General features: G+C 71.8%; 18 protein-coding genes. 10 read left to right on the top strand and 8 right to left on the bottom strand.

Annotation, left to right across the window (positions count from 1 at the left end):
• Positions 1-91 precede the first annotated feature (91 nt).
• Together AC068D_RS20910 and AC068D_RS20905 are read right to left on the bottom strand one after the other, a co-directional pair.
• Entirely contained in the window at positions 92-1579 is a 1488-nt protein-coding gene (locus AC068D_RS20910) for an alpha/beta fold hydrolase (protein ID WP_478824501.1), read from the bottom strand.
• Between the two features lie 28 nt (positions 1580-1607).
• Positions 1608-3086, bottom strand: a complete 1479-nt coding sequence (locus AC068D_RS20905) for an MFS transporter (RefSeq protein WP_478824500.1) — start codon at positions 3084-3086, stop codon at positions 1608-1610.
• Between the two features lie 185 nt (positions 3087-3271).
• On the opposite strand from AC068D_RS20905, the gene AC068D_RS20900 reads away from it, so the two are divergent.
• From AC068D_RS20900 to AC068D_RS20870, 7 genes are all read left to right on the top strand, one after another.
• Positions 3272-3595 (top strand): 2Fe-2S iron-sulfur cluster-binding protein, encoded by a 324-nt coding sequence (locus AC068D_RS20900; protein WP_478824499.1) that lies wholly within the window; start codon positions 3272-3274, stop codon positions 3593-3595.
• Positions 3595-4845, top strand: a complete 1251-nt coding sequence (locus tag AC068D_RS20895; protein ID WP_478824498.1) for an NAD(P)/FAD-dependent oxidoreductase — start codon at positions 3595-3597, stop codon at positions 4843-4845. The genes AC068D_RS20900 and AC068D_RS20895 overlap by 1 nt, the downstream gene beginning before the upstream one ends.
• Positions 4846-4896: 51 nt before the next feature.
• The gene (locus tag AC068D_RS20890) at positions 4897-5412 is read left to right on the top strand and encodes a hypothetical protein (RefSeq protein ID WP_478824497.1); all 516 of its coding nucleotides are present in this window, start codon (positions 4897-4899) and stop codon (positions 5410-5412) included.
• 287 nt (positions 5413-5699) lie between these two features.
• A complete protein-coding gene (locus AC068D_RS20885; RefSeq protein ID WP_478824496.1) occupies positions 5700-6713 on the top strand; it encodes a zinc-binding dehydrogenase in 1014 nt (337 codons plus the stop codon).
• 146 nt (positions 6714-6859) lie between these two features.
• Positions 6860-7606, top strand: coding sequence for a class I SAM-dependent DNA methyltransferase (locus tag AC068D_RS20880; protein WP_478824495.1), 747 nt, complete (start codon positions 6860-6862; stop codon positions 7604-7606).
• 13 nt (positions 7607-7619) lie between these two features.
• Positions 7620-8255, top strand: coding sequence for a dTDP-4-dehydrorhamnose 3,5-epimerase family protein (locus AC068D_RS20875; RefSeq protein WP_478824494.1), 636 nt, complete (start codon positions 7620-7622; stop codon positions 8253-8255).
• Positions 8252-9043 carry an SDR family oxidoreductase gene (locus tag AC068D_RS20870; RefSeq protein ID WP_478824493.1) on the top strand — a complete coding sequence of 264 codons (792 nt, stop codon included), beginning with the start codon at positions 8252-8254 and terminating at the stop codon, positions 9041-9043. The genes AC068D_RS20875 and AC068D_RS20870 overlap by 4 nt, the downstream gene beginning before the upstream one ends.
• A gap of 69 nt (positions 9044-9112) precedes the next feature.
• On the opposite strand, the gene AC068D_RS20865 is transcribed toward AC068D_RS20870, so the two are convergent.
• Positions 9113-10264 carry a nucleotide disphospho-sugar-binding domain-containing protein gene (locus tag AC068D_RS20865; RefSeq protein WP_478824492.1) on the bottom strand — a complete coding sequence of 384 codons (1152 nt, stop codon included), beginning with the start codon at positions 10262-10264 and terminating at the stop codon, positions 9113-9115.
• A gap of 169 nt (positions 10265-10433) precedes the next feature.
• Here AC068D_RS20865 and AC068D_RS20860 point away from each other — a divergent pair, with 169 nt between their 5' ends.
• Positions 10434-11315 (top strand): NHL repeat-containing protein, encoded by an 882-nt coding sequence (locus AC068D_RS20860; protein ID WP_478824491.1) that lies wholly within the window; start codon positions 10434-10436, stop codon positions 11313-11315.
• Between the two features lie 285 nt (positions 11316-11600).
• Here the strand turns inward: AC068D_RS20860 and AC068D_RS20855 are convergent, their stop codons facing one another.
• Positions 11601-12710 carry a winged helix DNA-binding domain-containing protein gene (locus tag AC068D_RS20855; RefSeq protein ID WP_478824490.1) on the bottom strand — a complete coding sequence of 370 codons (1110 nt, stop codon included), beginning with the start codon at positions 12708-12710 and terminating at the stop codon, positions 11601-11603.
• 63 nt (positions 12711-12773) lie between these two features.
• On the opposite strand from AC068D_RS20855, the gene AC068D_RS20850 reads away from it, so the two are divergent.
• Entirely contained in the window at positions 12774-13136 is a 363-nt protein-coding gene (locus AC068D_RS20850; RefSeq protein ID WP_478824489.1) for a hypothetical protein, read from the top strand.
• 121 nt (positions 13137-13257) lie between these two features.
• Here the strand turns inward: AC068D_RS20850 and AC068D_RS20845 are convergent, their stop codons facing one another.
• On the bottom strand, positions 13258-13875 hold the full coding sequence (locus AC068D_RS20845) for a CGNR zinc finger domain-containing protein (RefSeq protein WP_478824488.1): 618 nt from the start codon (positions 13873-13875) through the stop codon (positions 13258-13260).
• 201 nt (positions 13876-14076) lie between these two features.
• Between AC068D_RS20845 and AC068D_RS20840 the strand changes: the two genes are divergently transcribed.
• Positions 14077-14820: a phosphodiesterase gene (locus AC068D_RS20840; RefSeq protein WP_478824487.1), complete on the top strand. Its 744-nt coding sequence runs from the start codon at positions 14077-14079 to the stop codon at positions 14818-14820.
• 590 nt (positions 14821-15410) lie between these two features.
• On the opposite strand, the gene AC068D_RS20835 is transcribed toward AC068D_RS20840, so the two are convergent.
• The 3 genes from AC068D_RS20835 to AC068D_RS20825 all read right to left on the bottom strand — a co-directional run bounded on the left by AC068D_RS20835 (position 15411) and on the right by AC068D_RS20825 (position 19931).
• Positions 15411-17081 carry an MFS transporter gene (locus tag AC068D_RS20835; protein ID WP_478824486.1) on the bottom strand — a complete coding sequence of 557 codons (1671 nt, stop codon included), beginning with the start codon at positions 17079-17081 and terminating at the stop codon, positions 15411-15413.
• A 75-nt stretch (positions 17082-17156) separates the two neighbouring features.
• Entirely contained in the window at positions 17157-18185 is a 1029-nt protein-coding gene (locus tag AC068D_RS20830; protein ID WP_478824485.1) for a zinc-binding dehydrogenase, read from the bottom strand.
• A gap of 351 nt (positions 18186-18536) precedes the next feature.
• Positions 18537-19931, bottom strand: a complete 1395-nt coding sequence (locus AC068D_RS20825) for an NDP-hexose 2,3-dehydratase family protein (protein WP_478824484.1) — start codon at positions 19929-19931, stop codon at positions 18537-18539.
• Positions 19932-19933: the final 2 nt, after the last annotated feature.

Here is a 19933-nt window from a genome sequence, read left to right as displayed (position 1 = left end):
ATCTCGTGCTCGGCGAGAGTGATCTCCTTGCGGCCGAACTCCGCGAGGGAAAGGTCCGCGACCTTGAAGTCCTGACCGGCGGCGACAGTCGTCATCCCTGATTGCTCCTCTTCACATGGTCCGCCGGGATGTCCGGCCTCGGGGTGGTTCCGGGAACGCTCACGCGCGACGGGGGCAGTACGCCGTCGACCAGATAGCGGTTGACCAGGGCGTCCACCTGCGGGTTGCCCAGCAGGGCGTAGATCTCGTGATCGCCCGAGTCCGCCACGGTGATGAGGTGGTGGCCCAGGCGCTCCGCCATGGCGACACCGCCGGCGTAGTGGTCCATGGGATCCCCGTCCGCCTGGACGACCAGTCCGACGGGGTAGCCGTCGCGTTCGACGACGGCCGGCTTCTCGGGGGCGGTGAAGGTACGGAAGGCGCCGACCCACGGCTGGGCACGCAGAACGCCGTACCCGTACGGGAACCGTGCGCGGAACTCGCGCATGTCGCGGTAGTAGACCTCGAGGTCGTCGGGCCAGTCGTGCTCGAGGGTGATGGCCTCGAGCACGGCCGTGCGCAGCTCCCCCTCGTTGTCGCCGGGCCTCCAGGTGCCCTGCTCGGACAGGAGCGCACGGGCGGCCGAGGTGTCGCCCTCGGCCGTGACGTCCGCCAGGGCGGACACCAGGGTGCTGAGCTCCGCCCAACGGCCCCGGTCGCAGGCACGGTTGCCGACGGCGCCGTCGAGCAGCGTCCGCAGACGGCAGTCGTCCTCCAGCTTCTCGAGCCGGGTGACGACCTCCTCCACCACGGCGAGGACACGGCCGGGCTCGTTGCCCAGGCCGAAGTGGCCGTCGCGTTCGGCCGTCCACGCGGCCCACTGGTCCACATTGCGCTGGACGGCGTCGCCCTGCCAGAGGAACTGCTCGCGCCAGGTCCAGTCCGGGTTGACGCACGAGTCGAGCACGCTGCGCTCGAGCCGGTCGGGGAACATGCTGCCGTACACCGCGCCGACATAGGCGCCGTAGGCGTAGCCCACGAAGCTGATCCGCTGCTCGCCGAGCACGGCACGGACGACGTCCATGTCCCTGGCGGTGTTGCGGGTGCTGATGTGGGGACGCAGCGTCCCGCCCGCCCGTTCACAGCCCAGCTCGCGCCGGCGCATGTCCTCGGCGAGTGCGGCGAACGCCGAGTCCGGGGGCCGGGAGTCGAACGGGGCCCGGGGGACGGTCACTTCGGCATGCAGCGGGGTGGACGCCCCGGTGCCGCGGGGGTCGAGGCCGATCAGGTCGTACACCTCGTGCACGGGCGTGCCGGCGAAGGCGGCCGCAAGCGCCCGGCCCCTGCCCCAGTCGCCACCGGGTCCGCCGTTGACGGACAGCAGGATGCCGCGCCGCCGGGCGGGGTCGGTCGCCCGGTGGCGGGTGAGGGCGAGCGTGAGTCGCTCGCCGCCGGGCCGGGTGTAGTCGACGGGAACGTCGATCGTCGTGTGCTCGACCGTGGTGCCGTCGTCGGACGTGGTCGTCGTCCACCGCGGCTGCTGGGCTCGGAACTCACGCAGCGCCTCGGGCGGCGTGGTCGCGGACCGCTTGGTTACCACCGCAGAACCTCCTTGTCGCATCAGGCGGTCAGCGTGTCCGTGTCGCCTCGAGAGGCTCTGGACCCACTCCGGACCGGCGGCGGCCGGGTACGGCGAGTGCGGCGAGCAGCCCGGCGAACGAGAACAGGGCCGCTCCTGCCAGGGCCAGCCCGTAGCCGGAGGCAAGGGCCTGCGGCATCGTGAGTCCCCTGTCGAGTTCCGCCTCCGCCCTGGTCGCGGACACCGTCGCCAGGGTCACCAGGCCGATGGCGCTGCCGAGCTGCCGGGTGGTGTTGAGCAGGCCGGAGGCCAGGCCCGCCTGGCGTGGCGGCAGGCCCGATGTGGCGGCGTTGGTGGTGGCGTTCAGCACGGCACCCATGCCGAAGCCGAGGAGCAGGGCGGGGCCGAGCACATCGGCGGTGAAGCCGGAGTGCTCGTCGATGCCGGCCAGCCACAGCAGACCGGTGGCGGAGAGCGCGAGCCCCGCGACCAGCACGGGGCGCGGGCCGGTGCGGGGTACCAGCGACGAGACGCCCCAGCCGCCGAATGCGATCCCGAGCGACAGCGGCAGATAGCTGAGTCCCGTGTGCATCGGGCTGTAGCCGAGGACCTGCTGGAGCACCATCGTGAAGAAGTAGAAGGTGCTGAAGAGTGCGGCGATACTGAAGAAGGCGACGAGATTGGCCGATCTCACGGCGCGGTTGCGGAAGACGGCCGGCGGTACCAGGGGCGACGCGGCGAACTTCGCCTGGATCAGCACGAAGAGCATCAGCAGCAGGGCGCCGCCGGTCAGTGCACCCAGAACCCGGGACGAACCCCAGCCGTGGGTGTGGGACTCGGCGATCCCGTACGCCACCGCCATCAGGCCCCCGGTGACGGTGACCGCGCCCGGCACGTCCAGTCCGCGGCGCCCCTCGGTCCGGCCGGGGGTCTCGGGGACCGCCCAGCGCACCAGTCCCAGCAGCAACAGCCCGATGGGCACGTTCACCAGCAGGATCCAGCGCCAGGAGAACCACTCGGTGATGAGCCCCCCGGCCAGGACGCCGATGGCCCCGGCGGCACCCGAGACCACGCTCCACATCCCGAACGCCCTGGCCCGGGCGCCCGGCGCGGTGAAGGTGGTGCCGAGGACGGTGAGTGTCGCGGGTGCCATGACGGCAGCGCCGAGGCCCTGGAAGGCGCGTGCCAGGACCAGGGTCAGGGGGTCGTCGGCCATGCCGCCGACACTGCTCGCAAGAGTGAACAGCGCGACCCCGGCCAGGAAGACCCGGCGCTGCCCGAACAGGTCGGCGAGTCTGCCGCCGAGCAGCAGGAAGCCGCAGACGGTGATGGTGTAGGCGTTGTTCACCCAGCTCAGGCCGGTCGGGGCGAAGCCCAGGTCGGCGCCGATCACCGGCAGGGCCACGTTCACGACCGAGGCGTCGAGCACGTTCATGAACTGGCCCAGGCAGCACGCGGCGAGGATCGGACGGAGGCGTCCGCCCGCCTCGGCGGGTGTGTCGGACGTTCGCAGGGTCTCAGCGGTCATGCCGGGACGCTGGGGGTCGGGGATCGACGCCCGGTCGGGGCCCGGTCGAGCGCTGCCGGCACGGGACGCGGGCGGCTGCCCGGATTTCGAGGAGGGCTCGAGGCGACCCCCAGCCGGAGTTGTCACAGTCGCGTGCCGCATGGGCGTACCGGGCGTACAGCGGACGGATTCCACGAGGAGGCGCGATGGCCAAGATCAGGTATACGCATCCGGACGGCAGCGAGACCGTGGTCGATGTCCCCGAACCCAACACCGTCATGCGCGGCGCAAAGCTGAACAACATCGACGGCATCGAGGCGCAGTGCGGCGGCTCCGCCCAGTGCGGCACCTGCCATGTGTACATCGACGGGGCCAATACGCTTCCGCTGCCGCCGATGGACGAGATCGAGGACGACGTGCTCTACGGCACGGCGAGCCCACGCCGGGAGACCAGTCGGCTCAGCTGCCAACTGCCCGTCTCGGACGCCATCGACGGGCTTGTGGTGCACCTCCCGGAGGCGCAGAGCTGATGTCCGTGCAGCGAGTGGTCGTCGTGGGCGCGGGACAGGCCGGTTCGGACACGGTCGCGGCGCTGCGGGCACGCGGCTTCACCGGTCACATCACCCTCGTCGGCGATGAGTTGCAGGTTCCGTACCAGCGCCCCCCGCTGTCCAAGGCCTACCTCGCCGGCAAGGCGGCGCCCGGGGACGTGGAGCTGCGTCCTGAGGAGTTCTACGCGGCGCAGGACATCGTCCGTGTGTGCGGCGACCGGGTGACCGCGATCGACCGGGACCGCCGCGATGTCGTCCTCGCCTCCGGTCGGACGCTTCCCTACGACCGTCTCGTGCTGGCCACCGGCGCCCGCCCGCGGCAGCTGCCGGTGCCCGGGGCCGGGCTCGGCGGCGTACTGGCGCTGCGGAGTCTGGACGATGCCGACGCGCTGCGCCGCGAACTGTCCGGGGCTCGCCATCTCGTGGTCGTCGGTGCGGGGTTCATCGGTCTGGAGCTCGCCGCCACCGCGAGCGGACTGGGGGTGCGGACGACCGTCGTCGAGGCCGGCTCCCAGGTCATGGGACGGACGGTGACCCCGGCGGTCTCGGACTTCCTCGCGGCCGAACACCGGGCGCACGGTGTGCGGATCCTCCTCGGCCGGGAGGTGACCACTCTGGAGGGCGACCGGGCGGAACACGTGCGGGTCGTGGAGCTGAACGACGGGCGTCGCATCCCGGCCGATGTGGTCGTCGTCGGCATCGGCGTCCTGCCCGCGGTGGAGCTCGCGGCGGACGCAGGGCTCGCCGTGGGCGGCGGAGTGCTCGTCGACGCACATCTGCGCACCAGTGATCCCGCCGTCTTCGCCATCGGCGACTGTGCCCGCTTCCCGAGCCCCCACTCCATGGACCGGCTGCGGCTCGAGTCCGTGCAGAACGCCTCCGACCAGGCGCGCTGTGCGGCCGCGAACCTCTGCGGCGAGGACGCCCCGTACACCGCCGTGCCCTGGTTCTGGACGGATCAGTACGACCTGCGCGTCCAGATCGCGGGAATCACCCGGGGCCATGACCGCACGGTGACGGTGGGCGATCCGGCCGCGCGGCGGTTCTCGGTCCTCTGCTTCGTCGGTGGGCGGCTGGTGGGCACCGAGTCGGTGAACCGCACGGCCGACCACATGATCACGCGCCGGCTGCTCGCGTCCGGCGACCCGGGTCCGTCCCCGGACGCCGCCGCGCTGCCCGGGTTCGACCTCAAGACCTACCGGGGAAGTCCTTCCCGGATTCCTGCCTGAGCCTCCCGCTCTTCCAGCCGGTACCCGAACGCCCTTGAAAAGGATCACGAGATGACACATCGCATGACCAGGATGAACAGAACCGCGGCTCTCGCGACGGCAGCCGCCGTGATGGCGATCCCGCTCGCCGCGGGACCGGCCGAGGGCTCGGCCGTGGCCCCTGCGGGTGCACCGGTTTCGGCCAAACACCGGTCGCCCCTGGCGATAGGCGTGTGGGAAGGAACGCTGGAGCTGCCCCAGGGCACTTACACGCTCCATCTGTCGTTCGACCGCAAGGGAAAGGCATGCCTCAAGAACAGCGGAGGCCCCAAGGGCACGGGCTACTGGTATCCCACGGGCAGAAACTCGTTCTCGTACCGCATCATTGAGACATTCCCGTCCCCCGACGGCAGTCCGCAGGGACATGCCGAAATCACCGACCACGCCAGGCAGAGCGGCGAGAAATACCACGCGAAGGGCGTGTCGAAGATCTTCGACGCCGAGGGAAATCATGTCGCGACCCACGAGGGCGAGTCGGATTTCGTGCGGATCTCGAAGACCGACCCCGGGCGGGTCTGCCGCGCCTGATCGACACGTGCCTGTTCCGGGCGGCGCAGGCATTCCCAGGTCGGCGTTCCGTATCGCCTGAGTCACGCCACGACGGCCGGGTCCCCGGGTTCCCCCCGGCCGGGGGACCCGGTGCACGCGCCCTGATCACGCTCCTGGGGCGCGCGGCGGGGATTGCACGCTCTTTCGTGCGCCTCGAATTCCCTCGGCCCATGGGTGGACGGGCATTCCAGGCCGATTCAAGGGCCGCTCTAGCGAAGCCGCCATAGCCTGATGGCCGCGTTCACTCCGTAACCGAGGAGACACTCGTGAACACCCCCCGGATTCCTTCCACAGCGCAGGAAGTGCGCCTGGCTGCACGACCCGACGGCGAAATCACCCTCGACCACTTCGAGGTGGTCGAGGCAGAGGTGCGCCGTCCGGCAGCCGGCGAAGTGCTCGTGCGCAACGACTACATGGCGCTCGCGTACGCGATGAGCTTCATGCTCAGCCTCGAGCCCGACCCCGAGCTGCCGTTCCCGACCTTCCAGGTGGGTGAACCCCTGTGGTTCCCCTCCGTCGGTACGGTCGTGGAGTCGGGCAGCGACGCGCTCGCCGTCGGAGACGTGGTGTCGCACAACCTCGGCTGGCGCGAGTACGCCGTCGCGGACGCCGACGAGTTCACCAAGCTGGATGCGAGCCTGCTGCCGGATCCCAAGTACTACCTCGCCCAGCAGGGGCCGACCGCCTTCTGGGGGATGAAGGGTGCGGACATCCGCGAGGGCGACACGGTGTTCGTGTCCGGTGCCGCGGGCGGTGTCGGTTCCCTCGTCGGCCAGATCGCCAAGTGCTTCGGCGCGAAGCGGGTGATCGGCAGCGCCGGCAGCGCGGCCAAGGTCGAGTACCTGGTCAAGGAGCTCGGCTTCGACGCCGCGTTCAACTACAAGGAAGGCTCCCTGACCGAACGGCTGGCCGAGCTGGCACCCGACGGCATCGACGTGTACTTCGACACCGTGGGCGGTGACCAGTTCGAGGCGGCGATGCAGAACGCGGCCCATGGCGCCCGCTTCATGCTCTGCGGCGCGCTGTCCGGCAAGAACCCGACGCTGGACCTGGACCCGGCGGTGAGCAAGGACGTGGTCATCAGGGGGTTCAGCACCCCCTACACCCCCCACTCGCTCACCGACTGGCAGGAGCACTTCGGCCGCTGGCTGCGCGAAGGCCGCATCGTCTTCCCGCACACGGTGGTCGAAGGCGGTCCCGAGGAGGCTCCCAAGGCGTTCCTCGGACTGCTGAAGGGCGACCACACCGGTCAGGTCCTCGTCAAGCTGTCCAAGGACTGACCCGCACCGATCGGTCCGGGTCGGTCCCGATCGCTCCGGCCGGTCCTGGCCGGTCCGGTCGGGCCCGTCCGGACCGGACCATGCGGCCGGCGCCCTTCACGGGCCGCCGGCCGCTCGTCGACGGCGACCCCACGGAGGAGAGACACGTGAACGCGGCAGACGTGGTCGACCTGTACGACCGCGCCGACATATACGAGGCGATCTACCGAGGACGCGGCAAGGACTACGCGGCCGAGTCCGCGATCACCGTACGGAGCATTCTCGACCGCAATCCCGGAGCGACGTCCCTGCTCGACGTGGCCTGTGGCACCGGTTCCCATCTGCAGTACTTCACCGGGTGCTTCGCACATGTGGAGGGCGTGGACCTGTCCGAGGACATGGTCCGCGCCGCCCGGGCCAACATCGACGGGGTGCGCATCCACCAGGGAGACATGCGGGACTTCGCCCTGGACCGTTCCTTCGACGCCATCACCTGCATGTTCAGCTCCGTCGGCTATCTGGCCACCGCCGAGGAACTCGATTCGGCACTGCGCAGCTTCGCCCGGAACCTCAGCCCCGGCGGTGTGGTCGTCGTCGAACCGTGGTGGTCCCCCGACACCTTCCTGCCCGGCTATGTCGCCGGTGATGTGGTGAAGGTCGACGGCCGCACGATCTCCCGGACCTCCCACACGGTGTGGCACACGGAGCGCTGCGCCAGCAGGATGGAGGTGCACTACGTCGTGGCCGAACCGGACACCGGGATCCAGCACTTCACCGACACCCACATCATGACGCTCTTCACCCGCGACGAGTACGAGGGCGCGTTCCGCCGGGCCGGTCTGTCCGTCGAGTTCGTCCCGTACGACCAGGCCGGTCCCGGGCTCTTCGTCGGCGTGCTCGGCGCGGAACGATGAGCGGCGGCTTCGCGTGAAGGCGCAGGAGCTCGCCGTCGAGGGGGCGTGGGCGTTCACCCCCGAGGTGTTCCGTGACGACCGGGGCGTGTTCCTCTCGCCCTATCAGGAGCGGGCGTTCACCGAGGCCCTGGGGAGCCCGTTGTTCCCGGTCGCACAGTGCAGCTACAGCCTGTCGCGGCGCGGTGTCGTCCGGGGGGTCCACTACACCGTCACACCCCCCGGTATGGCCAAGTACGCCTACTGCACCCGGGGCACGGCCCTGGACGTGGTCGTCGACACCCGCGTCGGCTCGCCCACCTTCGGTGCATGGGACTCCGTGGTCCTGGACCAGAGGGACTGCCGCGCCGTGTATCTGCCGGTCGGAGTGGGGCATCTGTTCATCGCGCTGGAGGACGACACCTCCGTGTCGTATCTGCTGTCCACCGGCTATGTCGCCGAACGGGAACGGGCGTTGTCGCCGCTCGACCCGGCGCTCGCCCTGCCGCTTCCCGACGACATCACGCCCGTGCTGTCCCCGCGGGACCGGGCCGCGCCGACGCTGGCGAAGGCCAGGAGCGCCGGTCTGCTGCCCCGGTACGCGGACTGCCTCGAACTCGGCCTGCGGGCTCCGGCCGGCGGTGCCGGCACCTCGTCGGCAGGCCGGCCATGACGGCCGCGGAGCCGGGGGCGAGAGGCACGACGGAAGTGCTGCACGGTGCCGGAGTGGTGGTCACCGGGGCCGGCCGCGGCATCGGTGAGGCACTGTGCCGGCGCTTCGCCGCCGAGGGGGCACGCGTCGTGGTGAACGACCGTCACCCGGACCGCGCACGTGCCGTGGCCGCCTCGATCGGCGGCCTGGCCCTGCCGGGCGACGCCACGGATCGGCTCGTGCCGGCCGCCCGCGAACTGCTCGGCGGCCCCGTCGACGTCTACTGCGCCAACGCCGGAATCGCCACGGCCGGTGGCCCCGAGGTCCCGGACGGGGGGTGGTCCACGGCCATGGACGTCAATGTGATGGCGCATGTGCGGGCCGCCCGCGACCTGTTGCCCGACTGGCTGGAGCGCGGTCACGGCCGCTTCGTGTCCGTCGTCTCCGCCGCTGGGCTGCTGACGATGGTGGGCTCCGCACCGTACGCGGTGTCCAAGCACGCGGCGCTGGCGTTCGCCGAGTGGCTGTCGGTCACGTACCGGCACCGAGGCATCGAGGTGCACGCCGTGTGCCCGCGCGGGGTGCGCACCGGTATGCACACGGCGGCGGGTTCGTCCGGCGGTCTCAGTCTCACCTCGGCGCCGATCGGCCCCGACGAGGTGGCCGATGCGGTGTTCGAGGGCATGGCGGAGGGACGCTTCCTCGTCCTGCCGCACCCCGAGGTCGCCGACCACGCGCTCGCCCGCGTCGTCGACCACGAGGCCTGGCTCCGCGAGATCAACGGCTTCCAGCAGAAGCGCGAGCTCTGAGAGGGCACCCACCGCACAGCGTGCAGGGGCCGGGGCAGCTGCCCCGGCCCCTTTGCGGTTCCCGGGCCCTCACCTCCCGGCGAGGTCCTCGATCACCGGGACCAGTTCGGTGGCGGGGGGCATGGCGGCGATCTCGTCCGCCACCCGCCGTGTGCGCTCCCGGTAACCGCTGTCGTTCAGCAGCAGCCGTACGCTCTCCACCACCGCGTCCAGATCCAGCTGTTCGGTCACCGCCTGCCGGCCCACGCCCAGCTCGGCCAGCCTCCGGCCGCTGTCGAACTGCTCCGCCGTGATGAGGTAGCGGACCTGCAACTGCGGCAGTCCCGCGCGCAGTGCCGCCATCGTCAGTCCCCCGCCGCCGTGGTGCACCACCACGTCACAGACCGGCAGGACGGAGCCGAGCGGGGTCCACCCGGCGCCGATGACATCGGCCGGCAGCGGTTCCAGCTGTTCCACGTACGGGTCGGCAACGGCGGCGACGAGATCCACGTCGAGCCCGGCCAGTGCGATGACCAGACTCCTCAGGACCGGCACCCCGCCGATCGTCGGCCACACGGTTCCCATGCTGACGAGCACACGAGGCCGCCGGCGTTCCTCGAACACCCAGCCGGGGATGGTGCCGGGGGCGTCGTAGGGCGCGTACCGCAGCGGACGTGCGGCAGGCGTCTCCTCGGCCCGGAGGCTCGAAGGGCACACATCGAGCGTCAGATCGGCCTGGGGCAGCCCGCTCAGCCCGGCACGTTCCAGCTCGGGCGCCAGCTCCTCGGCACCCCACTTGTCCATGACGGGGCGGTGCCGGTATCCGAGCCCGATGCTGTGCTCGATCCAGGGGACACCGCACTCACGGGCGACGAGTCCGGCCCCGTAGGCGTGGACGTCGCCCAGGATCAGATCGGGCCGCCAGCGGCGGGCCGTGTCCGACAGGCCGTCGAGGGTGTGGGCGGCGAGCCGGCCGAAGCCGCGGCCCATGTGCTCGAGCACTCCCGCCTCGTCCTCCGGAGGCGCCAGCCGCTCCCCGGACCTGTCCGTGACCATCGCCTCGCTCGTGTGGTTCGGGCCGGGAACCGGCACGAACGGCAGCCCCGAACCGTGCACCAGCGGCCGCAGTCCGTCGGTGGCGGCGACCAGGACGTCGTGCCCGGCGGCGCGCAGGGCCCAGGCCATGGGCACGACGGGGAAGTACAGCCCGTGGGACGGGCCGGTGTTCACCAGGATTCTCATGGCCGGAGGGTAGGGAGCGGCGATCGAAGGCCGCTCGAATCGGCCTGTGCGCGGGCGCACCTGTGCGGCGTGCTGGAGCGGGTCTCCAGGCCACGTCGAGCCGCGCCCCGGACGATGGCGGCGACCGCCATGCGACGGGCAGCGGCGCACGCACAGGAGGAGCGGACGTATGACCGACACGAGGACCGCGGACGCCGTGCCCGGCACCCCGCTCACCCCGCTGCGGCTGCCCGACGGCTTCCAGCCCGAGTCCCTGACGATCGGGGCGGATCCCGTCGCCTACTTCGGTTCGCTGGCGGACGGTTCGATCCACCGGCTGGACCTGACCACGGGTCGTGGCCGGACCCTCGGCCCGGGTCCCGGCACACCGGCCGCGGGTGTACGGGTCGACGACCACGGCCGGATCTTCGTGGCAGGTGCCTTCGCCGGTGACGCCCGAGTCGTGGACGCGACGGACGGCCGGACGCTGGCCCACTACCGGCTCGCGGCCGACGGACCCACCCTGGTCGCCGATGTCGTCCTCACCCCGGAGGCCGCCTGGTTCACCGACGCCTTCGTACCGGTGCTCTACCGCCTTCCGTTCGGCCAGGACGGCGCCCTGCCGGGACCGGACGCGGTCGAGCGCATCCCCCTCACCGGCGACGTCGCCTACGGCGAGGGCTTCAATGTGACGGGCATCGAAAGGACCCCCGACGGCACGGGACTGATCATCGCCCACGCCGGTGAGGGCATCCTCTTCCGGACCGATCCGGCGACGGGCGTGACGACGGAGGTGGGTCTGGGGGGCGAGCGGCTTCGGGCGGACGGCCTGGCGCTGTCCGGCACGACCCTGTACGCGGCCGTGGGGATCGAGCACCACCTTGCTGTGGTCCGGCTCGACCGGGCCGGCACCCGCGGCGACGTGGTCCTGCGCATCCGGGACGCGCGGTTTGACGCCCCCTCGGCGGTGGCGGTGCACGGGAACCGGCTCTATGTGCCCAACTCCCGTATCAACATGACCGTGCCGACTCCGTCCACTCCTTACGAGGTACTGGTGCTGCCCACCCCCTGAACGGGGTGGGTTCCGTCCGTGGACGGGTCCGCCGACCGGCTGGAGCCGCCGGTCACCGCGGCTGCACGGTGCGGGAGTGGTGGTCGCCGGTGGCCGGCCGCGGCATCGGCGAGGCACTGTGCCGGCGCTTCGCCGCCGAGGGCGGCACGCGTCGTGGTGAACGACCGTCACCCGGACCGCGCACGTGCCGTGGCCGCCTCGATCGGCGGCCCGGCCGTGCCGGGCGACGCCACGGATCGGCTCGTGCCGCCGGTCACCGCGGCAAGGACCCCCACCGTCCGGCACTCAGGCGAACACGACCGCCGGGTCCCCGGCCGGTGCGGTCCGGCGCCTGCCCTTGGCCGCCGGGGCCGCGAGGACGAAGGCGAGCAGTCGGTGCGCCTCCTGCTCGACCTCGGCGGCCTCCGCGGCGGCCAGCGGCCGGTAGGGCTCGATCCGCAGCGTCGTGTCCTTGAGCGTCCAGACCCCGTGGACGACCCCGTCGACGAGGAACGTGGGCCGCACCTCGCTTCCGGTGATGACACGCACACGGTCCTCGTCGCCGATCACGCGGGTCCGGTCGGCGTGCCCGAGGACGAGGTTGTCGTAGGCGGGCAGGAACCTTACGGGCACGGGCAGATCGGGATCGGCGAGCGGGGCGTCGGGAAGGTCGAAGAGCTCCTTGCCCTGCCCGTCCCGGTGGACCCGCAGCTTCGGGCGCAGCGCGTCGACGACTTCCCGCAGCCTGGTCAGGCCGGACCATGCCTGGACGTCCGCGACGCCGGCGGGCCCGAAGGCGGCCAGATAGCGCAGGATCATCGTCTCGATCCGGGGCTCCGTCTCCATCGGCAGGCCGAGCCAGCTGTCGGCGAGTGTCAGCGGTGTGGCGCCGCGATGGCCCCAGGTACCGCTCGGCGGCGGGTGGATGTGGGCGACCAGGGACTGCACCACATAGGCCAGGGCGGTGGTGTCGCGGCCCGGGAAGCGTTCGGCGAGCCGGCGCCCCAGCTGGGGCCGCGTCAGCTGCTCCCCGGCAAGGAGGTCCCGCCCTGCGGCGCGGAGTTCGTCGGCAGGGATTCCCGCGACAGCCCTGCCGAAGGCACCCTGCCTGGCACGGCCGAGGACGGGTTCGAGAAGCGGCTGCAGCCATGCGAAGTCCGGTGCCGTGACCAGGTGCTGGGTGTTGCGGAGCAGCTTGGCGCGGGCCAGGGACCGGTCGTGGAGCAGTGAGGTCAGGTCGTCGTGCCGGAAGTCCGTCAGTCTCGTCCACAGGCCGATGTACGGTGCGTCGGGCTCCTGACCCTGCAGGGCCACCAGATGCCCGACCGCCTGGAGCGGGGCCGTGGAGACACGGGCGGTCAGCAACTGGCGTTGGAGGAGCGTCCTGTTCAGGGTGCGCTGCGAGATCACGGGCATGCGGAGCATTGTCGCGTGCGCGTCTCGACCGTCGCTCGAGTCGGGCGGCCCATCGTGCATTCCATGAATGCCCGGACCGAGCAGCCATGGAGGACGCCGGTGGCCGGGGCCTGGACGGCCCGGGTGACCAGGCCGAGCGGTACGTACCCGGGCGTTCTGCACTTCACCGTGGACGGACGCGTTTTCCTGGCGTCGGGTGGCGCCGGGACATGGCGGGCGACGGGCGACGGCTCGTTCACCTTCCAGGTGGCGGAGCCGGTCTTCGACGAGCAGGGCCGGTGCGCCGGCTGGGTGGACATCGAGCAGCGGGCCGTGCTCAGTGGTGACGGCTTCAGCAGCGCGGGTACCTCGGTGGTGCACGACGACCAGGGAGGCCCCGGCCGGAGGGCGCTCGTGAGGATAGCGGCCCGACGCACCGCGTCCTGAAGGGGAGACCGGAGCGGGCGTCGCGGCAGTGGCAGGGCTCGCCCGCCGCAGGGCGCAGCCGTACGCCCGGTGTCCCGTGCTCCGCCCTCCGCGCGTCACGGACGGCCGTGGGCCGGCCGTATCAGCCCGGTGCGGAGCCGTCCCCGGCCCCGGTGCGCCGTCGCCGGTAGTGCCGGGCTGCGCGGGCGCGGTTGCCGCACGACGGTTTGCACCACTCCTGGCGGCCGTGACCCTTGACGAAGTAGCGCACGCAACGGGGCGCCGTGCAGGCGCGCAGCTGCTCGCGCACCGGTCCGCTCAGGAAGTCGACGGCGGCGCGCGCCAGGGCCGCGAGCAGGCGCACGGCAGGATCGCGCTCGGCGGACCGGAAACCGACCTGCGGGGACGTCCCGGGCGCCCAGTGCAGCTGGGGAGCGACACGTTCCCGAGCAGCCACCGCATTGAGACGCTCCAGCGCGACGTCCACGGGCAGGAGACGGTGGGCGTCCGCCGGACTGGGGGGAGCTGGACCGACCACGCGGGCGAACAGCGCCCTGATCGCCTGCCGCAGCTCGACGAGCCCGTCCCTGAGCCCTTCGTCGACGACGATCCCGGTCACCGCGACGTGGCAGCCCAGCAGATCGCCCTGCGCCCGGACCCATCGGGCCGCCCCTTCGAGGGTGGCCAGGTCGTCGGTGACTCCGCCGTCCCCGTCATGGCGGATCGTGCTCGCCAGTTCCAGTGCCGGCCAGCGCTCCACGGTCAACTCCCTCCCCTCCCCTGCCTCGTTCGCCGCGCGCCCCACGCGCCGCGATCCGTCGGCGACCACTTGATCACATCCATGCCGCACCCCTACAGTCTCTAACGCCAAAACGAAAACTACCGTTAGACATCAGGGGCTTGGCCGTAGCCACCCCATGAGACGACGACGGCCCGCGGCGGCCGATGGGGGGACGGATCGATGACGGTGTTGCTTGCACAGATCAGTGACCTGCATCTGGACGGCAGCGAACGAGCGACCCGGCGCGCCACCCGCGTCATGGACCATCTGAGGGCCCTGCCGCGCCCGGTCGACGCCCTGCTGGTCACGGGCGACGTCGCCGACCACGGCGACGAGGCCGAGTACGAGGAGGCGGCCCGTATCCTCACCGCTCCGTTCCCGGTTCTCCTGTGTCCGGGCAACCACGACGCCCGACCGGCCTACCGCAAGGCCCTCCTCAGGGAGCCCCCGAGTGACGCTCCCGTCAACCGGGTCCACCACATCGCCGGCGTCGCCGTCCTGATGTGCGACTCGACGATCCCGGGCCGTGACGAAGGACGCCTCGACGAGCAGACGCTCGCCTGGATGGACAGCACCCTCGCCGGCCTGCCCGCGGACACCCCGGCGCTGATCGCCTTCCACCAGCCGCCGGTCGAGCTCCACCACCCGCTGCCCGACTCCGGAAGGCTCGAGCAGCCCGAACGGCTGGCCGATGTGCTGGCCCGGCACCCGCGCGTCGTCGCCGTGCTCACCGGCCACGCACACACCGCCGCGGCCTCCGTCTTCGCCGCGCGTCCCTTGGTCGTCGGGCCCGCAGTCACCTGGACCCTGCGCCTGCCCTGGGAGGGGGAGCGCCCCGCGGACCGCGACCAGCCGCCCGGCCTGGCCTTCCATGTCCTCGGCGACGATCTGCGCCTGACCACGCACTTTCGCGTCGTTCTCTGATCCGCTCCCACCGGCCGCCCGCGTGGCGCACCGACCCGGTCCCGGCCCGGGAGGCCCGCGTGGTCACCCTCTTCGCCCTGGCCGGATTCCCTGCGGCCGTCCTGCCACTGGTCGCCACACCCGGAACCGGCTCGCGCTGCTGGTCCGGCACGTCACCGACGGCCCCCGGCGCGCCGCGCTCTCCGTCGTCCCTCGGCACGGCCACCGGCCTCCCGCCCACCACCTCGCCACGACCGGACTCCCGGCCCTCGGCATGCACTCCGGCCGTGTCGGAGCGGGGGCCACGGAAACGCCCGCCGCACCGGTAGCCCGTGTTCTTCGCGGACGCTGGCGGCCCGTGCCGCGCCGGATGCCGGGCGGACACCTGCCCCCGGTCCACGGCGGGGGGCGGGTCACGGGTTCCGCATTCACCCTCGCATCGGTGCCCGCACGCGCTTCCGCGTCGGTGCGCAGGGCCGCCGGGTCCGGTCGGCTCCTGCGCGGTCCGGCCCGTCATCGGCGGCGGCAACGCCGGAAGCGCCCGGCCTCCTTCGCGAGGCCGTGAGGCCGTGCCGCTGCGGACGCCGGGCGCTTCCCGAGGGGAGGTTGGTTCAGCGGACGGGTTCCACGCTCGCTTCCGCTCCGGATTCCTCGGCTGCCGTCGCCGGTCGCCGTCCCTCGCCGGTCTGCGCGGAGTCATGACCGGTGTCCGCCGCGTCGCCCTCGCCCTCCGCCGAGGCCTCCTCGGCGTTCCTGGGCGTCACCTGCCGCAGCAGCACGGCGACCAGCACCGCCGCACCGGCCACGAGCACCGCGCTGATGACCGTGTTGACGTGCAGACCTTGGGTGAAGGCCTGCCGCGCGGCCGCCACGAGCTCCGTCCCGGCCGCTCCCGGCAGCCCGGACGCCGCTTCCAGGGCCCCACCGAGCGTGTCACGGGCGGCGCTCGCCGCTTCCGCGGGTACGGAGGCGGGCATGGAGTCCTCCAGCGCGCCGCGGTAGACGGCGGTGCCGACGCTGCCGAGCACCGCGACGCCGATCGCCATCCCGAATTCCTGGTTGGTCTCGGAGATCGCCGAGGCCGCGCCCGCGCGCTCGGGCGGAGCGGCCCCGACGATCATGTCGACACCCATGATGGTCATCGGGCCGACACCGATCGACAGGACGACCGACCCCGTCACCAGGAGCCACAGATCGTCCGAGCCGTCGAGCCGGGTGAACATCAGGAAGCCCACGACCGCGATACCCAGTCCTGCGGCCATCACATAGGCGGGGCGGAGGAACTGCACCAGCGAAGGCGTCGCCCCGGCGACGACGATCATCGCGCCCGCCTGGGGCAGCGTCCACAGCCCTGCCTGGAAGGGGGTGAGCCCCAGCACCATCTGCATGTACTGGGAGAGGAAGAAGAACACTCCGGACATCGCGAACAGGGTGAGCGTCAGGGTGCCCAGCGAGGCGCTGAAGGCCCGGTCCGAGAACAGCTTCAGGTCCAGCATGGGGTCGCTGAGACGGCGCTGCCGCCGGGCGAACACCACGCCGAGGGCCACTCCCGCGACCAGGGCGACGACCGGCACCGCGCCCGCGCCGTCCTTGGCGATCTCCTTCACGCCGTACACGAAGGCGACCGTGGCGACGATCGAGAGAGCGGCGCTGACCAGGTCGAGCCGGCCGGGCGAGGGGTCACGGTGCTCGGGGAGCAGCACCGGTCCCGCGATGAGCAGCAGCACCATCGGCGGAACGGCGAGCAGGAACACCGCGCCCCACCACCAGGCCTCCAGAACCGCGCCGCCGACCAGCGGACCGAGGGTCATGCCGACGGTGAAGCTCGTCATCCACACGGCGATGGCGGTCGTCCGCTGGGCCGGATCGGGGAACATGTTGCGGATCAGGGCCAGCGTCGACGGCATCAGCGTGGCACCGGCGACGCCGAGCAGCGCACGGGTGGCGATGAGCATCTCGGCGCTGTTCGACCAGGCCGCCAGCACGGAGGCGACACCGAACGCGCCCGCACCGATGAGCAGCAGCCGCCGGCGGCCGATCCGGTCGCCGAGGGTGCCCATGGTGATGAGGCAGCCCGCCACGAGGAATCCGTATACGTCCAGGATCCACAGCAGTTGGGAACTGCCGGGGGCGAGATCGGCGCTGAGCTGCGGGACCGCGAGGTAGAGCACGGTCATGTCCATCGCGATGAGCATGGCCGGGAGCGCGAGGACGGCCAGACCGATCCATTCCCTCCGGCCGGCCTTGCGGGGGGCGTCCTTGGATGCGCCCGCTGCTGTCATGGCAATTCCCCTCTGTGCAGAAACTGGACGAGCGGGTGGGCGGGCCCGGCCCCCGGCGACAGGCCCGCGACCGGCTCAGAGTGCGATCGAGACATTGCCCCGGTAGGCGCCCTTCAGGCACGAGATCAGGGCCTGGGGCGCGGCTTCGATGCCGCCCTCGACGACGGTCTGGGGGAAGACGAAGCGGCCCTCTCCCAGCCAGGTGGCGAAGTGCTGGATCCACGCGCCGATCTGCTCCGGGGTGTGGTAGCAGGCGAACGGCCGGAGTTCGACGTGCCGGGTGATCGCCGTCATCAGGTCGAGCCGCGGGAAGGCGTCCCTGCCACCGCCGTTCTGGACGGAAAGCGCACCGCAGAGGGCGAACCTGGCGTGTGGGGCGGCGACCTGGAGCGCCGCCTCGAACTGCTCGCCGCCGACGTTGTCGAAGAAGACGTTGATGCCGTCAGGGGCGAGCTCCCTGAGCCGTTCGACGACCGGTCCTTCGTGGTAGTCGAACGCGGCGTCGTAGCCCAGTTCGTCGACCAGGTAGGCCACCTTCTCCTTGCTGCCCGCGCTGCCGATGACCCGGGCCGCGCCGCGGCACTTGGCGATCTGACCGGCGAGCGACCCGACACCGCCGGCCGCGCCGGAGACGAAGACCACGTCGCCCTCACCGGCGCGCGCGAGGTCGGCCATGCCGTAGTAGGCGGTCGGCCCCTGGCACAGGAAGTAGGAGGTGCTCGGGAAGAGTCCGGGGGGCAGCTTGAAGAAGGACCCGGCCGGGCCGACGGCGTACTCGCACCAGCCGGTCATGCTCTGGACGAGGTCGCCGACGGCCAGGTCCGGGCTGTTGGACCGGACGACGGTGCCGGTCTCACCGCCGCCGATGCGCCCGCCCACCCGGTACGGCGGCAGCGGCAGCTGGCAGTCGGTACGCATCAGATCCTGGTAGGCCGCTGCCACCCCGAGATGGTCCATCCGCACGACGACCTCATCGGGCCCGGGCTCCGGCACCTCCACCTCGACCAGGTCGAAGTGTTCGAGGGTGAGTTCACCCTCGAGGTGCCTGGCCAGTCGTATCTCGCGGGCCTTGCCCGGGATCGCGGCTGTCGATCCGGATGCCATGGTTCTCCTCCGTACCTGGTCAGGGCGGTTGCGAAACAGGGGTCCTGCGTGGCAAGCATGAGAGCCGCCGCTCGCGCCGCGCTCGGTCGGCGCTAGTGCCGTGACCGGAAGGGTCTGCCGGGAAGCTCGCGGCGTCGGGCCCTCGAGGTCTCCCCGGGCCCGCCAGGGCCGGGGGGATCATTCGCCAGGGGATGAGGACACTCCCCGGCTCCGTCGCGGGCGCCTCCCAGCGGCAGCCGGGGCAGTGCCTGCACGGCATCGCGAGCCGGTGAACCCTTCCGGCGCACCGCGCTGCTGCCGCATCAGGCAAGGCCTGGCGTCGCGACGGGGCAGACCTTGGCTGACGCGGCACTAGAGCACGGCCGCGCCGGTGCCGAGCACGGACAGCAGGCTGCGCGCCTGGACGTTCAGGTAGTGGCCGTGCCGGGTAAGGGCCCGCAACTGGCCCGGGGTGGTCCAGCAGTAGCCGGGCGGCGGATCGAGGGGCGCCTCGGTTCCGTCCGCCTCGACGATCGTGTAGCGGCTCTCGGCGTTGAGGAACCGGCCGCCCTCCTCGCAGTGGACGGCCGTGTAGCGGATCCGTGAGGGGCCGGCGCGCATGACCGTCTCGAGGAAGGGCGGACGGTCGGCCGGATCGAGGTGCGCGTGGTTCTCCGGTACGCACTGGACGGTGGGACCGAGCTCGACGGTGTCGAGGAAACCGCCCTCCACCCGGGCATGCACCAGGACGTGCGGTACGCCGTCGATGCGTCGGGTGAGGAACGCGGTGACACCCCGGCCGCAGGGCTCGATCAGGGGCTGGGTCCAGCCGGTGACCTCGCGGCTGCCTGCCGCCACGGAGACCGCCACCACCCGGAAGTAGCGCCCGTGTTCGTGGGCGATTTCCGTGGGGCCGCGCCGCCAGCCGGTCACCCGGTCGAGCGGGATCCGCTCCGCGGTCACCTCGTGGCGGGCCCGCTCGGCGGTGAACCAGGACAGCAGCTCCGTGTCGGAGCGCAGGGCCCTGCCCGCGGAATCGGCGTCCACCGGGGCGGACGCGAGTACCGTGCGGGCGTCCATGTTGACGACGTTGTCCTGCCGCAGCAGTTCACCGAGCTGGCCGAGGGTCAGCCAGCAGAAGTCGTCCTCGACGGCCACATCGCCGGAGACCTCGACGATCATGTTGCGGTTGCTCTTGCGGAAGAACCACGATCCGTGCTCGGACTGGAGCGCGTCGGCCAGCACCCGGTCCCGCTCCGGCCTCAGGAAGTGGTCGAGGTACTTCACGTCCGCGCCCCGGTGGACCTTGGTGTAGTTGCTCCGCGTGGCCTGGACGGTCGGTGACAGCTGGATCAGGTTGGGGTTGCCGGGCTCCATCTTCGCCTGCATCAGAAAGTGCAGGACGCCGTCGAACTCCTTGGCGAGGATGCCGAGTATGCCGACCTCGGGCTGCCGGATGACGGGCTGTTCCCAGGCGGGGAACGGGCCAGAGTCCCTGGTGACCCGCAGTCCCTCGACGGTGAAGAAGCGTCCGCTGCGATGCGTCAGGTTGCCGGTGCCGGAGGCGAAGGACCAGCCGTCGAGCCCGGCGAACGGGATGCGCCGTACGTCGAAGCGGTGGGCGCGGCGGCGCTCGTCCAGCCACCCGGCAACCACGGACGTACGCATCCACGCCCCGGCACCGGTGACCGCGGCGGAGCGTGCGAACCGCCGGGGCAGATCGGGGTCCTCTCGCGCCCGCAGCAGCGGAAGGGCGGCGGTGGCCACGG

Source organism: Streptomyces sp. NPDC043861 (assembly GCF_056435905.1).
The sequence above is the reverse complement of the archived record's forward strand: the minus strand, read 5'-3'. Positions and strand labels throughout refer to the sequence as shown.

Bases quoted from the DNA above. Each gene is read 5' to 3' on its own strand.
- AC068D_RS20860 (WP_478824491.1), top strand. From the start codon at position 10,434: ATGACCGACACGAGGACCGCGGACGCCGTGCCCGGCACCCCGCTCACC.
- AC068D_RS20830 (WP_478824485.1), bottom strand. From the start codon at position 18,185: ATGGCATCCGGATCGACAGCCGCGATCCCGGGCAAGGCCCGCGAGATA.
- AC068D_RS20900 (WP_478824499.1), top strand. From the start codon at position 3,272: ATGGCCAAGATCAGGTATACGCATCCGGACGGCAGCGAGACCGTGGTC.
- AC068D_RS20890 (WP_478824497.1), top strand. From the start codon at position 4,897: ATGACACATCGCATGACCAGGATGAACAGAACCGCGGCTCTCGCGACG.
- AC068D_RS20855 (WP_478824490.1), bottom strand. From the start codon at position 12,710: ATGCCCGTGATCTCGCAGCGCACCCTGAACAGGACGCTCCTCCAACGC.
- AC068D_RS20850 (WP_478824489.1), top strand. From the start codon at position 12,774: ATGAATGCCCGGACCGAGCAGCCATGGAGGACGCCGGTGGCCGGGGCC.
- AC068D_RS20905 (WP_478824500.1), bottom strand. From the start codon at position 3,086: ATGACCGCTGAGACCCTGCGAACGTCCGACACACCCGCCGAGGCGGGC.
- AC068D_RS20835 (WP_478824486.1), bottom strand. From the start codon at position 17,081: ATGACAGCAGCGGGCGCATCCAAGGACGCCCCCCGCAAGGCCGGCCGG.
- AC068D_RS20895 (WP_478824498.1), top strand. From the start codon at position 3,595: ATGTCCGTGCAGCGAGTGGTCGTCGTGGGCGCGGGACAGGCCGGTTCG.
- AC068D_RS20840 (WP_478824487.1), top strand. From the start codon at position 14,077: ATGACGGTGTTGCTTGCACAGATCAGTGACCTGCATCTGGACGGCAGC.
- AC068D_RS20865 (WP_478824492.1), bottom strand. From the start codon at position 10,264: ATGAGAATCCTGGTGAACACCGGCCCGTCCCACGGGCTGTACTTCCCC.
- AC068D_RS20870 (WP_478824493.1), top strand. From the start codon at position 8,252: ATGACGGCCGCGGAGCCGGGGGCGAGAGGCACGACGGAAGTGCTGCAC.